This is a genomic window from Halotalea alkalilenta DSM 17697 (assembly GCF_000621205.1).
Classification (GTDB): Bacteria; Pseudomonadota; Gammaproteobacteria; order Pseudomonadales; family Halomonadaceae; genus Halotalea; species Halotalea alkalilenta.
This window is the reverse complement of the sequence record NZ_KK211227.1, coordinates 268,870-282,133: the sequence shown is the minus strand read 5'-3', so window position 1 is coordinate 282,133 and position 13,264 is coordinate 268,870. Positions and strand designations below refer to the sequence as shown.

12 protein-coding genes are annotated in these 13,264 nt (G+C 61.8%); 6 read left to right on the top strand and 6 right to left on the bottom strand.

Features of this window, described 5'->3' with window-relative positions; translation table 11 throughout:
- Positions 1 to 2: 2 nt before the first annotated feature.
- The 3 genes from fliM to Q376_RS0112460 all read right to left on the bottom strand — a co-directional run bounded on the left by fliM (position 3) and on the right by Q376_RS0112460 (position 3,151).
- Positions 3 to 1,070 carry a flagellar motor switch protein FliM gene (fliM, locus tag Q376_RS22495; protein WP_052365197.1) on the bottom strand — a complete coding sequence of 356 codons (1,068 nt, stop codon included), beginning with the start codon at positions 1,068 to 1,070 and terminating at the stop codon, positions 3 to 5.
- 3 nt (positions 1,071 to 1,073) lie between these two features.
- Positions 1,074 to 1,544 (bottom strand): flagellar basal body-associated FliL family protein, encoded by a 471-nt coding sequence (locus tag Q376_RS0112465; protein ID WP_027350590.1) that lies wholly within the window; start codon positions 1,542 to 1,544, stop codon positions 1,074 to 1,076.
- A gap of 239 nt (positions 1,545 to 1,783) precedes the next feature.
- The gene (locus Q376_RS0112460; RefSeq protein ID WP_052365193.1) at positions 1,784 to 3,151 is read right to left on the bottom strand and encodes an aminotransferase class III-fold pyridoxal phosphate-dependent enzyme; all 1,368 of its coding nucleotides are present in this window, start codon (positions 3,149 to 3,151) and stop codon (positions 1,784 to 1,786) included.
- An 87-nt stretch (positions 3,152 to 3,238) separates the two neighbouring features.
- On the opposite strand from Q376_RS0112460, the gene Q376_RS0112455 reads away from it, so the two are divergent.
- The 6 genes from Q376_RS0112455 to Q376_RS0112430 all read left to right on the top strand — a co-directional run bounded on the left by Q376_RS0112455 (position 3,239) and on the right by Q376_RS0112430 (position 9,881).
- Entirely contained in the window at positions 3,239 to 3,880 is a 642-nt protein-coding gene (locus tag Q376_RS0112455; protein ID WP_043447693.1) for a TetR/AcrR family transcriptional regulator, read from the top strand.
- Between the two features lie 301 nt (positions 3,881 to 4,181).
- Entirely contained in the window at positions 4,182 to 5,288 is a 1,107-nt protein-coding gene (locus Q376_RS0112450; RefSeq protein WP_043447842.1) for an ABC transporter ATP-binding protein, read from the top strand.
- 2 nt (positions 5,289 to 5,290) lie between these two features.
- Complete coding sequence (locus tag Q376_RS0112445; RefSeq protein WP_027350586.1) at positions 5,291 to 6,211, top strand: ABC transporter permease; 921 nt, start codon at positions 5,291 to 5,293, stop codon at positions 6,209 to 6,211.
- Positions 6,204 to 7,004, top strand: coding sequence for an ABC transporter permease (locus Q376_RS0112440; RefSeq protein ID WP_027350585.1), 801 nt, complete (start codon positions 6,204 to 6,206; stop codon positions 7,002 to 7,004). Before Q376_RS0112445 ends, Q376_RS0112440 begins: the two co-directional genes overlap by 8 nt.
- A gap of 23 nt (positions 7,005 to 7,027) precedes the next feature.
- Complete coding sequence (locus Q376_RS0112435) at positions 7,028 to 8,062, top strand: ABC transporter substrate-binding protein (RefSeq protein ID WP_027350584.1); 1,035 nt, start codon at positions 7,028 to 7,030, stop codon at positions 8,060 to 8,062.
- 118 nt (positions 8,063 to 8,180) lie between these two features.
- Positions 8,181 to 9,881 (top strand): amidohydrolase, encoded by a 1,701-nt coding sequence (locus Q376_RS0112430; RefSeq protein WP_027350583.1) that lies wholly within the window; start codon positions 8,181 to 8,183, stop codon positions 9,879 to 9,881.
- 96 nt (positions 9,882 to 9,977) lie between these two features.
- On the opposite strand, the gene Q376_RS0112425 is transcribed toward Q376_RS0112430, so the two are convergent.
- The 3 genes from Q376_RS0112425 to fliI all read right to left on the bottom strand — a co-directional run bounded on the left by Q376_RS0112425 (position 9,978) and on the right by fliI (position 13,263).
- The gene (locus tag Q376_RS0112425) at positions 9,978 to 11,366 is read right to left on the bottom strand and encodes a flagellar hook-length control protein FliK (RefSeq protein ID WP_027350582.1); all 1,389 of its coding nucleotides are present in this window, start codon (positions 11,364 to 11,366) and stop codon (positions 9,978 to 9,980) included.
- Positions 11,367 to 11,428: 62 nt separating this feature from the next.
- Entirely contained in the window at positions 11,429 to 11,866 is a 438-nt protein-coding gene (fliJ, locus tag Q376_RS0112420) for a flagellar export protein FliJ (protein WP_027350581.1), read from the bottom strand.
- Positions 11,863 to 13,263, bottom strand: coding sequence for a flagellar protein export ATPase FliI (gene fliI / locus Q376_RS22490; protein ID WP_052365192.1), 1,401 nt, complete (start codon positions 13,261 to 13,263; stop codon positions 11,863 to 11,865). Before fliI ends, fliJ begins: the two co-directional genes overlap by 4 nt.
- Position 13,264: the final 1 nt, after the last annotated feature.

Here is a 13,264-nt window from a genome sequence, read left to right as displayed (position 1 = left end):
GGTCAAGCTTCCTTATCAGTCGTCGTCCGGCCCGGTTTCGCATCGCCGTCGCGCGCGGCCTGGCTGCGCGCGAGGCGGTCCAGCGTCGGTGCCGGATGGTCGATCAAGCGGGTGATACGCAGCGCCTTGCGGTCGTTCAAACGACCGAATTCGCACTCCATCACGGCCACGCCGTCGATATTGGCGGTCAAGGTCTGGGGCAGGTCGATTGGCAGTATCTGGCCGCATTCGAGACTGGCGACTTCGCTGAGGGAGAGTTCGAGCTTGGTGAACTCGGCGACCAGATCCACGCTCGAGTGTTCGACCTCTCTGCTCAGGCGCTCGATGCGCACACGCTCCTGCTCGGGCGCCCCGCGCTGCATCGGCCCGCTGAGCAGCTCCCGGATCGGTTCGATCATCGAGTAGGGCATGCAGATGTGGAAATCGCTGCCGAAAGCACCGACTTCGAGGCGGAAGGTGGTATGCACCACCAGTTCGCTCGGCATATTGACGATGCTGGCGAACTTGGCCTGGGTCTCCGAGCGCTGGTGGAGCGGCGCGACCACGTAGATTTCTTCCCACGCTTCGCCATAGCACTGCAGTGCGATGCCCAGCAGCCGGCTGATGATCCTTTGTTCGGTGCGGGTGAAATCGCGTCCCTCGGTCTTCAGCGCGAAGCGACCGTCGCCACCGAACAGGCTATCGACCACCAGCAGCACGAACTCGGGTGGAAAGACCACCAGGGCCTGGCCGTGGAGAGGGGACAGGCTGATCACGTTGAGGTTCGCCGGCACCGGCAGGTTGCGGGCGAAGTCGACGTGCTTCTCGAGCCGCTGCGACATCACGGTGATGTCGGAACCGCGCCTGATCAGATCGAACAAAGAGTTGCGAAAGCGGCGGGCGAAACGCTCGTTGATCAGCTCGAGCCCCGGCAGCCGGCTGATTCTGATACTGCGCTTCGCCGATGCGGGGTCGAAGGGCAGGATTCGCTTGCCGTTGTGGAACTGCTCTTTTGGGCGATCGTCGCTGTCGTCGTCACCCGCGTTGAGCAGCGCATCGATCTCTTCCTGGGAAAGCTGGTCGTTGGCCATGGATCACTGCACGATGAAATCGGTGAACAATACCTGGCGTACTGGAAAACCGTTGACACCATCGAAGGGCTGGGAGAACAGCGCGCGCAGCTCCTCGGCGAGCCGACGCTTGTCGTCGGCGGTTTCGAGTCGATCCGCGGGCTGCTCGGCGAGCAGCAGCAGGATGCGGTTGCGGATATGCGGCATGTAGCTGGCCAGTTGCTGGGCACTCGACGGGTCTTCGAGCTCGAGGCTGAGACCTAGATGGAGCATCCTGCCGCTGTCGTCGTTGAAATTGACCGTGAACGGCTGGAGCGCGTAGAAGGTCGGCGGCTGAGCGGGAGCCGCGATCGGCGCTTGGTCGGGTGCCTGGGATGAGAGGAAGAACCAACCGGCTGCACCGGCACCGAGCAGTGCAAGCATCAGCACCAAGCCGATGACCAGCCATTTCTTGCTGGAATTGGGTGCCGGCTTGGCGGCTGTGGGATCGGACATGAAACGTTTCTCAGGCGGTCCGGACGAGCCGGAAGAGGATCGAAGAAGCAGGCGTACATCGCACCCATGGTAGAACCTGCTGCCGGGAGCGATGGCCCGAACAGAGGGCGATGGCGGGTTCAACTCGTGGCTTTGCGGCCGTGGTTCGAGATGTTGGTTCCTTGCCTGGAACGGATTCGATGATTGCCGTGCGCTGGGAACGAGCAAAGGCGGGGGGAAGAGTCCCCGCCTTTTCGATCTCACTCGACTGCTTTGAGCGCATCCTCGAAGACGTCGACCATCTCGTCGACGTGCGCCTTGGTCAGGATCAGCGGCGGCGAGATGATGAAGGTGTCGGCGAGGTTGCGAATCAGCACGCCCTTTTCCCGGCAATGGTCGGCAATCCGCGCGCCGAAGTTCTCCGACAGCTCGAATGGCGTCTTCGTTTCCGGATCCTTCACGAGTTCGACGCCGATCATCAGGCCGAGGCCGCGTACGTCGCCGATGTTGTGATGGCGGGTCTGGACTTCCTTCAATCGTTCGATGAAGTAGGCGCCGACCGTGCCGGCATTGGCGGGCAAGTCTTCCTCCTCGATGATCTTCAGATTGGCGATCGCCGCCGCGCAGGCGAGGGGATGGCCCGCATAGGTATTGCCGTGGAAGAAGGCGGCAGGGCTGAAGGAGGTGTCGTCGTCGGTGGTGAAGGCGTCGGCGACTTTGCTGTTCATCATGGTCGCACCGAGCGGCACATAGCCGCTGTTGATACCCTTGGCGAAGTTCATTATGTCGGGCTGCACGCCCCAATGGCGACAGCCCATCATGTTGCCGACGCGGCCGAATCCGGTGACGACTTCGTCGGAAATCATCAGGATGTCGTACCTGTCGCAGATCTCGCGCACCTTGGGCCAGAAATTGGTGGGCGGCACAATGACGCCGCCCGCGCCCTGAACCGGCTCGGCCACGAAGGCGCCGATCGTTTGGGGACCGTGATAGAGGATCTCCCGTTCCAGCAGTTCGGCGCAGAGCGTGCCGAGTGCATCATGGTCGCTGGTGAAGGGATTGCGATAGGCATGCGGCGTTTCCACCTGGAAAAAACCCGGTATCAGCGGTTCGTAGGCTTCGCGATAGGCGTTGGCGCCGTTGGCCGAAAGAGCGCCGAGCGTTACGCCGTGATAGGCTCTTTTCAGTGAAATGATCTTGATGCGGGTCGGCTCGCCTCTCTGCCGCCAGTATTGGCGCACCAGCTTGAACGCCGCTTCATTGGCTTCCGAGCCGCCCGAGGAAAAGAAGGCGCGGGTCATGCCTTCCGGTACGGTCATGCGGGTCAGTACTTCTCCCAGTTCTATGGCCGGCGAAACGGTGGTGCCGCCGAACAGGCTGTAATAGCTGAGCTTGTCGAGCTGGGTGCGGATCGCCTCCTTGATCTCTTCGCGGCCATGGCCGACATTGACATTCCATAGGCCTGCCTGGCCGTCGATATAGCGCCTCCCGCTCGCGTCCGTCACGTAAACGCCGTCTCCGCCCTCGATCACAAGCGGCGGATTTTTCGCCAGATGGCTGATGTTGGCGAAGGGATAGAGAATACTGCGGGTGCTCTTGTCATTGTTGGCCGCTGACGTATCTCGCATGGTGACGGGTTCCTTCTGACCTTAGGATTCAAATGCCTGGCAGGCGGGGATAATGGAAAAACTAGCTCGGCAGAAAAAATTAGTCAAATGACCAAAAATAGTGCAATTGAAAGAAATCCCGTCCGCCCGACGACCAAGAGTGTGGAAACCCGGGCACGTATCATTCGCGGTGCGCTGGATGCACTGGAGACGCACGGGATAGGCGAGGTGACGACGCGAAAGATCGCCGCCAATGCCAAGGTGCGGCTTGCCACACTGCATTATCATTTCGACAGCAAGGAAACGCTGCTGCTGGCAGTTCTGGAAGATCTGAACGCCAGCATGCTGGCGCGCTACCAGGAAGAGCTTCGCAATTCGGATGATTTTGAAACCCATGTGGCGGAGCTGATCCGGTCGATCTGGCGTTACGTGGAGCGCACGCCCGAACAGCAGTTCGTCCAGCTCGAGCTGACGCTCTATGCGCTTCGCACCAAGGGCAGCGAGTGGCTCGCAGCCAAGCAGTACGACGCTTACATCGATGTTTACAAGCGGCTGATCGTAGAAGGCCGGGGAACCCAGGATCCCGCCCTCGAACGCATCGGTCTAGCGCTTGGTCGCTTCATTCTCGGTGGCATCGACGGATTGATCCTGCAGTCCTTTGCCCTTCGCGACGCGGCTGACACGCAGGCCGGTCTGGAGGCATTGATCGTCGCCGCGCGGGATTATCTGCGACATCTTTTGGATAGCTGAATTTCCCCACCCGTCAAAATCTGGTCGTTTGACCAATTCTGGTGCAGGTACGAGAACTGCTGCTTGTCCGCTGATCACTTTGGCGGGTTCCGCTGCGCTGGATTCGCTTCCAAGTCTCTACCGTTTCAATCCGTTTTCGGTGCATTCACTCGGATAATGAGCTTTTTTATGGAGATGGCACGGAGATTGCTGAGACAAAACTACATGTCTTCGTTTGCAAAGATCTTCCGGATGTCATGGTGCGACGGGTGAGAGTTAGAGCCGTCGAGATGAACGGTTGCGAGAGAACAAGGGGGATATCTTGTTACTGGAAAATCCGTGCCGATTCGCCATAGAAGTTCGCGGTGTCAGCCGTATTTACGGCGCTAGCAGCGAGCGGGTAACAGCACTCGGCGGTGTGTTCGTCTCGATCCGCGAGAATGAGTTTTTCACGTTGCTAGGACCTTCCGGTTGCGGCAAGACGACGCTTTTGCGGCTGATCGCGGGTTTCGATTTTCCGACTGAGGGAGAGATTCTGCTGCATGGGCAGGACATCGCGCCGCTGCCGCCGTTCAAGCGACCGGTGAACACGGTGTTCCAGAACTACGCGCTCTTTCCGCATATGACGGTCGCGCAGAATATCGCCTTCGGGCTCGAGATGCTGGGCAAGCCCAAGGACGAGATCCGCGCGCGCGTCGACGAGATGCTGAAGCTCGTTCACATGGAGCAGATGCGGGATCGCTACACGGGCCAGATCTCCGGCGGCCAGCAGCAGCGCGTGGCGCTGGCGCGCGCCCTTGCACCGCAGCCCAAGGTGCTGTTGCTGGATGAGCCGCTGTCGGCGCTGGATTACAAGTTGCGCAAGGAAATGCAGATCGAACTGAAGCGGCTGCAGTCCGAAACTGGCATTACCTTCATTTTCGTCACGCACGATCAGGAAGAGGCGCTGACCATGTCGGACCGGATCGCGGTCATGTCGGCAGGCCGTATTCATCAGGTCGGCACCGCGCGAGAGATTTACGACCGTCCGGCCGACCGGTTCGTGGCTGATTTCATCGGCGAGACCAATTTTCTCCAGGCAACGGTGGTCGGCACGGCAAACGACAGGGCGACCGTGCGGCTGGCATCCGGCGAGATCCTCGATGCGGGGCTACCCGAGCGCTTCAAGCCGCAAGGTGAGGTCACGGTGGTCATCCGCCCGGAGCACGCGCAGCTCTTCGCGGACGACGGCGAGGAGTCGGGCATCAAGGGCGTGCTGGAAAACGTCGTCTATTTCGGAACGGACACCCATTACCATGTGCGGCTGGGGGGCGGCGATATCTTCATAGTGCGCCGGCAGAACACGCGCACCAGTGTCGATGTGCTCGAGCCGGGCGTCCCCGTGGGTATTCGCCTGGGCAGCGATGCCGCTCTGGTATTGAGGGATTGACTATGGAGCACACACGGCGGGCTGCTGAAAAGGCGCAAAGAGCGGATATTCGAACCCGGTGGCTGCTGTCGGCACCCGCCCTTGTCGTGATTGCGCTCGCAAGCGTCGGGCCGCTTCTGATCGTACTGGTCTATTCGTTCCTATCGCCCGGTCCCTATGGCGACGTGATCTGGAAGCCGTCCCTCGAAGGCTGGTTCAATGTCTTCTTCTCACGCGACATCTTCGACGACACGGTTTCCTTCGCCGACGCCCACCTCTCCATTCTCTGGCGCAGCATCAAGCTCGCCATCGGCACGACGTTTCTCACCTTCGTCTTCGGGTTCCCCACGGCCTATTTCATCGCCAGCCGTTCACCGCGCAGTCGGGCGATCTGGCTTTTCCTGATCACCATTCCCTTCTGGACCAATCTGCTCATTCGGGCCTTCGCCATTCAGGAGGTGATCCGCAACGAGGGCATCATCAATTCCCTGCTGATGTCTGCCGGGCTGATCACGCAGCCGATCCAGATGATGTTCACCGATTTCGCGATCATGGTCGGCATGACCTATGTGCACCTGCCGCTGATGGTGCTGCCGCTTTACGCCAGTATGGAAAAGCTGGATTTCAGATTGGTCGAGGCCGGATACGATCTCTATGCCACTCGGCTGGCGGTGCTGAGGCGGATCATCATTCCGCAGGTCAGACCCGGCATCATCGCGGGCTCGATCCTCGTTTTCATCCCGTCGCTCGGCTCCTACGTCATTCCTCGCGTTCTCGGCGGCGGCAGGAATCTGATGGTGGGCAATCTGATCGAATTGCAGTTCGGCCAGGGACGTAACTGGCCGCTCGGCGCGGCGCTTTCGATCACGCTGGTCTTCATCGTGCTGGTCGCGCTCGCCTTTTATGTCCGCAACGTCGGCAAGTCGGGGGGATCGCATGGCTGAACGGTTCGATATCAAGCGGCAGGTAGGTTTCTCCACCGTCGCCATGATCTGCTTTTTCCTGCTCTACCTGCCGATCGCAACGCTTGTCGTCTATGCTTTCAATGCGGGTACCTCCATCGCTATCTGGGAGGGATTCTCCCTGCGTTGGTTCCGGCAGGCGTGGAACAACCAGCAGGTGATCGACGCTTCGCTGCGCTCTCTGCAGATCGCTTCTGCCGCCGCCATCATTGCCACCATACTTGCGACGATGGCGGCTATCGCGACGACGAGAACTGCGCGCTACCGGGGGCTAAGTCTCAAGTATTCCTTCATCAACCTGCCGCTGATGATCCCGGAAATCGTTTGCGCCGTTGCCCTTCTGATCCTGTTCTCGCGCATCAAGATTTGGACAGGGTATTCCGGTCTCGGTTACCTGATCATCGCGCACACCGCCTTCTGCATTCCCTTTGCCTATCTTCCCATTCGTGCGCGACTGGAAAGCATGGACCTGGCGCTGGAGCGGGCGGCCGCCGATCTCTATGCCACGCCGTTACAGGCATTCCGCCGCGTCTCGCTGCCGCTCCTGTGGCCTGGCATCATCGCAGGTCTGATGCTTGCCTTCGTCATTTCCCTGGATAACGTCGTCATCACCGAATTCGTCAAGTCGGGTGGTCAGGATACGCTGCCAACCTATATGCTCGGCCAGCTCCGCCGTGTCGTGACGCCAGAAATGAACGCCATCTCGACGGTTTTCCTACTCCTGTCCCTTGGGATAGTGACGATTTTCTTCTTTATCAGCCGGCATAAAAACTAAACATCCCGACAGGAGTGAAGAAAATGAAGCGTCAACTGATATTGACCACCTTTGGCCTTACCTTGCTTGGATCTACATCCATCTCTCACGCCGAAGGCGAGCTGCATATCTTCAACTGGGGAAACTATACAAATCCGGATCTCATCAAGAAGTTCGAGGAAACCTACGAAGTCAAGGTGACCGTTACCGACTACGATTCCAATGACACTGCGCTTGCCAAGGTCCGCCAAGGTGGTCATGGATTCGACATCGTCGTTCCGTCTGCAAGCGTAGTCCCGATCTGGATCGATGAGGGTCTGCTGATCGAGACCAACCCGAACCAGATGGAGAACTTCAAGAACATGGACAGGCGGTGGGTCGACGTGCCGTTCGATCCTGGCCGAAGATACACCGTCCCATGGCAGTGGGGAACGACCGGAATAACGGTCAATACGTCCGTTTATTCCGGCGATATCAACACCTCGGCGATCTTCCTCGATCCACCGCCCGAGCTTGTCGGCAAGATCAATGTCATTCCCGAAATGAGCGATGTCATGCCGCTGGCGATCTACTATGCCGGCGGTGAATCCTGTACGGGCGATCTGGAAGTGCTGAAAAAGGTGCGCGACAACTTCGCTGCGGCAAAACCAAAATGGGCCTCGCTGGACTACGGTAACGTCGAACGCTATGCCAAGGGCGATATTGCCGCAGGCGTGAATTGGAACGGCTCATCCTTCCGCTCGCGTCTGCTCAACGAGAATGTCGCTTACGGGTATCCCAAGGAAGGCTATCCGATTTGGATGGACAATGTCGCCGTTCTGAAAGACGCGAAGAACGTCGAAAACGCCAAGCTGTTCCAGAACTTCATCATGGATCCTGAAAATGCGGCCATGATCTCGTCTTTCGCCCGCTATGCCAATGGCATCGCTGGTTCGGAAGCCTTCATGCCGGAAGAGATGAGGATGGCGCCGGAGATCAACATTCCGGAAGAATTCGTCGAAAAAGGTATCTTCAATGTCACCTGCCCGCCTGAGGTACAGGCGCTCTATACCCGGATCTGGACCGAGTTGCAGAAGTAGACGGTAACGATGATGGAGAAGCGGGGAGGGGCGGCTCTCCCCGCTTTTTTTTCAGCGAGCGCGGAAGCGATCTCGCATTCGCGGTGTAGAAGAAGAACAGTTTCCCAAGGCGGTGCCCATGCAGACCATTGCAGATATCGTCATCACCAACGCCCGTGTCATGACCATGGACGAGGACAATCCCCGTTGCGAAGCGTTGGCGATTGCCGGAAACCGCATTCTGGCAGTCGGTTCGGTCGCAGAGATAGCGGATTTCAAAGGCTCCGCGACGAGGATCGTCGATGCGAAGGGGGCAAGCGTTCTGCCGGGTTTCAACGAGTCCCATCTACACATTTTCGGCGGGTCGGTCGGGCTGTCGCAGCTCTCGCTTTTCAAGCTGCAAGGCTTCGATGCGCTGAAAGCCGCGTTGCTCGACTACGCGGCTGCACACCCGGGCCTGCACCTGCTCGTCGGTCAATATGCGAGCTACGCGATCCTGTCGAACGACGAGCGCCTGACCCGCCATCATCTCGATAGCATCATCCCGGAACGCCCCGTTCTTCTGTTCGCGTCTGATCATCATACCGCTTGGGCGAACACGGCGGCGCTCGAGGCGGCCGGCATCCTGTACGGAGCGGACGTCGGAGTGGGCAACGAGATTGTCATGGGGACGGATGGTCGTGCCACCGGCGAACTGCGCGAAGCGAACGCTATCAGGCCGGTGGCCTCGCTCAGCGAGACCGAAGGGCGCGAGGGGCTCGGCGTTGGAACCGGCGGCGAGCCGGAATCCGTCACACAGGCGCAGCGCGCCGCCGATATCGCCATTCTCCAGCGCGGTCTCGATTACTGCGCTTCCCTCGGCATCACCTCGATCCAGAACATGGACGGCAATCTCTACCAGCTCGAAATGATCGAAGAGATAGAAGAGACGGCCGGCCTGCCGGTGCGTGTCCGCGTTCCCTTCCATATGAAGAACTTCATGGATCTGTCCGCGCTGGAAGAAAGGGCAGTCGTCTGGCGTGAACGGTTCCGCTCGGACCGTCTGAAATCGGATTTCGTGAAGATGTTCGTAGACGGTGTGACGGAATCGGGCACGGCCTTCTTCATCGAGGACTACGCCACGCAGCCCGGATGGCGCGGCGAGCCGCTTTTCACCCAGGAGCATTTCAACCGCGTCGCCGTGGCCGCGGACGCGCTCGGCATGCAGATCGCCGTTCACGCGATCGGCGATGGGGCCGTGCGTGAGGCGCTCGACGGCTATGCCGCCGCCATCCGGGAAAACGGCAGCCGCGACAGCCGCCACCGCATCGAACATATCGAAGTGGTCCATCCTGACGACATTCCGCGTTTCGCGGAACTCGGTACGGTCGCCTCCATGCAGCCGGTACATTCGCCCGGTTCGGCGGGGCTTCCCCTCGAGCCCTATCTCAGAGATATCGGCGAGGAGCGTTGGGCTTACGCTTTCGCCTGGCGCATGCTGAAGGATGCCGGCGCGCGCATCGTGTTTGCGACGGACTGGCCGGTGTCCCCGCTCGACCCGCTGTTGTGCATTCGTGAGGCAATGGTGCGCAAAGTATGGAAGCAAGGGCTGCCGGACCAGCGCCTGACCCTTGAGGAGACCCTTGCCGCCTACACCAGCGAGAGCGCTTGGGTCGAATTCATGGAAGACCGCAAGGGCAAGCTGAAGCCGGGTTATCTCGCCGATGTCGTCGTGCTTTCCGCCGATATAGAGGCGGTCGAGCCGCAGAGCATCCACGAGATCCGTGCCTTGGTCACCGTCTGCGATGGGAAGGTGACATGGGACGCGGACGCCGCCCGTTCCGGCGGTCCCATGCAATGAAAGGGCAGTTGCCTGACGCGGCATCGCTAAGCGTGGCCTTCCCACCCGTTCGTCCCGAGCGGCGGTGGTGAGGCCGTGGTTCGAGATGTGCGGTGATCAGGCGAATAGATCGACTCCCCCCGAGAGCCGGGGTGTCTGCTGACTGGCGCCTGTCGCTTGTTCGTCGGTGGTTCCTGCGGACGCAGCCGCTTCGATCGAGTCAGGCTGGGTCGGGCTATCCGGGCGTTGGCCGCTGCCTTGCTGAAACGCTTGCTGCTGACCGGCGAACCCGCTCGTGTCGCCGTTCTGGGAGAACTGCGGCTGTGCGCCGTTTTGCTGCTGAGCGGTCGTGGCGGCGGCCGAGGGGCGTTCGACGAGCTGTACCTGGACGAGGGTCAGGCCGCGTTCGCTGAAGGCCTCGCGCAGCTTGTCGAGCGAGTCGTCCAGCGCTTTGCGGGTTTGTGGGTGGGCCATTTGGAGACTGAGTACGGCTTGGGATTTGGTATCGACGCTCAGCGACACCGACAGCGGACCAAGCTCCGCCGGGTTGAGGCTCAGTTCGAGCGTGCGCACGCCAGGGGTATTGCCGAGGCCGGTCAGGCGTGTGGCCAGCGAGTTGGTCCATTCCTGATCGCCAACCTGCTCGGTCAAGGCGGCACTGGGCACCTCGCTGCTGCTGGACGCTGGGCTGGAACCGGGCAGCCCCGGTTGGGAAGCCATCAACGGTGCCGCTGGTGGGGCGGTGGCGGTATCGGCGGCGCGCCCGCTGACCTCTAGGCTGGCGGGCTTGAACGAGCGAAACCGATTGAGGCTGTCTTCAAGGCTCAGGTCCGCGCGAGAACGGGGCGAGGTGGCGCCGGCTGGGCTGGACTCCTCTCGCGCGGTGCCGAATGCCGGGCGCACCTCGGTTTGGGGACGCTCTACCGCGGTGTCGTCAACGCTGCCAGAGGCGGTGTTCGCGGTCGTGGCGACGCCCGGTACCTGCCGGGCGAGCGCTCGTGCTTCTTGCGGCTGGACGCGTGGGTCGATGACCGCTCGCGTAGTAGAAGGGGAGGCGGGCTGGTGGTCCGCGGGCGCTGCGGCGGTAGCTTGTGCGGCCGTCGCCTGCGGCCTGCTCGAGACACCGTTCTTCGCGGGGAGAACTTCCGCGGGGAGCGCAGTCGCGGCGTCCTTGGGTAGTTCGCCTTGGCTTGGCGATTCGGTCCTCATCGATGGGGCATTGGTCGAGGGCGAGGAGGGCGGGTTGAGCAGGGCGACCTCCGCGAGCGCTTCAGCCGCTTCGGGCTCGCGCGTCCCATCCTGGTCGTGATCGCTGCCTTCTGGGGCGATCGTGCGTGGCTGGCCGACATCCGCGGATGAGCGCGGCTGATGGGCTAGTCCGGGCTGCGGAGGCAGTGATGAGCTCACTTGATCGAGCAGCGAGGAGAAGCTCGCGTCTTGCTCCCCACGGGGAACGAGGTCGCGCGTCGTGTCGATGTTCGGGCTCGGATTCAAGGCGATCTGCATGGCGTCTTTCCCCTGCGTGAAGCGAAACTTGTCGGTGAGGCCGGGATGAGGGTCGATGCGTCCTAGGTGTAGTGCGACTGGGCGCGACTGGCGTACTCATCGTTGCGAAGCTGCTCCAGGCGTCGCTCGCGGTGATTCGCATCCTGCTTGCGCCGGCTGGCGAGCGTGGAGAGCGCGTCGACCTTGCGCTGGTCCTGTCGCCAGGTCGCGAGCCCCTGTTCGCGGCGTACCTGGTCGTCGTCGCGGCGCTGTCGCTGATGCGCGATCGCGGTATCGAGCGCCTCGAGGAAGCGGCGCTGGTTATCCAGCTGGCCGGGCGATACCCCCTGGGCCATCGCTTCGCGCAGGCGGTTACGATAGCCCTGGCGATACTCTTCGAGCTGGCTCAGCTGGCTTTCACTCGCGCCCAGCGCGCGTTTCAGCTCGGCCAGCGCGAGCGTCGCACTATCGCGGCGCTCGGTGGCGAGATCGATCAGCATCTTGAGTGATTGCTCGCTCATCTTGGTCGGCTCCTTGACGCACTGTTGCCCTGCTCGATCAAGTCGAAGAGGGCCTGGACGGCCGTATCGAAATCGGCGCGTTCATCGATTCGCTGGCAGAGGAAGGCTTCGATCATCGGTTGCAGCGCGATCGCCTGGTCGAGCAGCGGGTCGCTGCCGGAGACGTAGGCACCGACGTTGACCAGATCGCGGTTGCGCTGGTAGTGGGAGATCAGCCGCTTGAGGCCCTGGACGCAGTCGAAATGACGGCTATCGACCAGCGAGGTCATCGCGCGGCTGATCGAGGCTTCGATGTCGATCGCCGGATAGTGGCCGGCTTCGGCCAGCGAGCGCGACAGCACGAAGTGCCCATCGAGGATCGCTCGAGCGGCGTCGGCGATCGGGTCCTGCTGGTCGTCGCCTTCGGTGAGCACGGTGTAGAAAGCGGTGATCGAGCCGCCGCCGGGCGCTGCGTTGCCCGCGCGTTCGACCAGTGCCGGTAGCCGGGCGAATACCGAGGGCGGGTAGCCCTTGGTGGCGGGGGGCTCGCCGATCGCCAGCGCGATCTCGCGGATCGCCATCGCATAGCGGGTCAGCGAATCCATGATCAGCAGCACGTTGCGCCCCTGTTGGCGAAAGTTCTCCGCCAGCCGGGTGGCATAGGCCGCGCCCTGAAGGCGCAGCAGCGGCGAGCAGTCGGCTGGCGCGGCGACTACCGCGGCCCGGGAGAGTCCGGATTCGCCGAGGATGTTCTCGATGAAGTCCTTGACCTCGCGTCCGCGCTCGCCGATCAGTCCGACCACGATCACTTCCGCCTCGGTGAACCGGGCCATCATCCCCAGCAATACGCTCTTGCCGACCCCCGAGCCTGCGAAGAGGCCGAGACGCTGGCCGCGGCCAACGGTGAGCATCGCGTTGATCGCGCGCACCCCTACATCGAGCGGCTCACGGATCGGTGCGCGCTCCAACGGGTTGAGGGAGGTGCCGCCAAGGGATTGCGAGACCACGTCGCGAAGCGCTCCCTGGCCGTCGAGCGGGCGGCCTCGCGCGTCGACGACGCGCCCGAGCAGGCCGTCTCCCACCGGCAGCCGCTGGGACATGCTCCCTTTTTCGTCGAGCGGCCAGACCCGGGCGCCGGGAACTACGCCGGCGATCTCCTCGAACGGCATCAGATAGAGCGTGTCGCGGGTGAAACCCACTACCTCGGCCTCGGCGAAGCCGCCTTCATTCGCTAGCTCCACTCGGCAGCTGGCGCCCAGCGGCAGGCGCAGGCCGCCGGCCTCGAGTACCAGGCCGGTCGCCCGCAGCAGCCGGCCGCAGGTGCGCCAGCGGGGGAGTGCGGCGACCGCGGCACGCGCGCGAGCGAGCCGGTCGAGGCGTTCGGTGCGCAGCGTCTGGGCGTCGAACGGGGTATTCATC

Coding starts and splice junctions, on each gene's coding strand:
- fliM (WP_052365197.1), bottom strand. CDS start 1,070: ATGGCCAACGACCAGCTTTCCCAGGAAGAGATCGATGCGCTGCTCAAC.
- Q376_RS0112465 (WP_027350590.1), bottom strand. CDS start 1,544: ATGTCCGATCCCACAGCCGCCAAGCCGGCACCCAATTCCAGCAAGAAA.
- Q376_RS0112460 (WP_052365193.1), bottom strand. CDS start 3,151: ATGCGAGATACGTCAGCGGCCAACAATGACAAGAGCACCCGCAGTATT.
- Q376_RS0112455 (WP_043447693.1), top strand. CDS start 3,239: ATGACCAAAAATAGTGCAATTGAAAGAAATCCCGTCCGCCCGACGACC.
- Q376_RS0112445 (WP_027350586.1), top strand. CDS start 5,291: ATGGAGCACACACGGCGGGCTGCTGAAAAGGCGCAAAGAGCGGATATT.
- Q376_RS0112440 (WP_027350585.1), top strand. CDS start 6,204: ATGGCTGAACGGTTCGATATCAAGCGGCAGGTAGGTTTCTCCACCGTC.
- Q376_RS0112435 (WP_027350584.1), top strand. CDS start 7,028: ATGAAGCGTCAACTGATATTGACCACCTTTGGCCTTACCTTGCTTGGA.
- Q376_RS0112430 (WP_027350583.1), top strand. CDS start 8,181: ATGCAGACCATTGCAGATATCGTCATCACCAACGCCCGTGTCATGACC.
- Q376_RS0112425 (WP_027350582.1), bottom strand. CDS start 11,366: ATGCAGATCGCCTTGAATCCGAGCCCGAACATCGACACGACGCGCGAC.
- fliJ (WP_027350581.1), bottom strand. CDS start 11,866: ATGAGCGAGCAATCACTCAAGATGCTGATCGATCTCGCCACCGAGCGC.
- fliI (WP_052365192.1), bottom strand. CDS start 13,263: ATGAATACCCCGTTCGACGCCCAGACGCTGCGCACCGAACGCCTCGAC.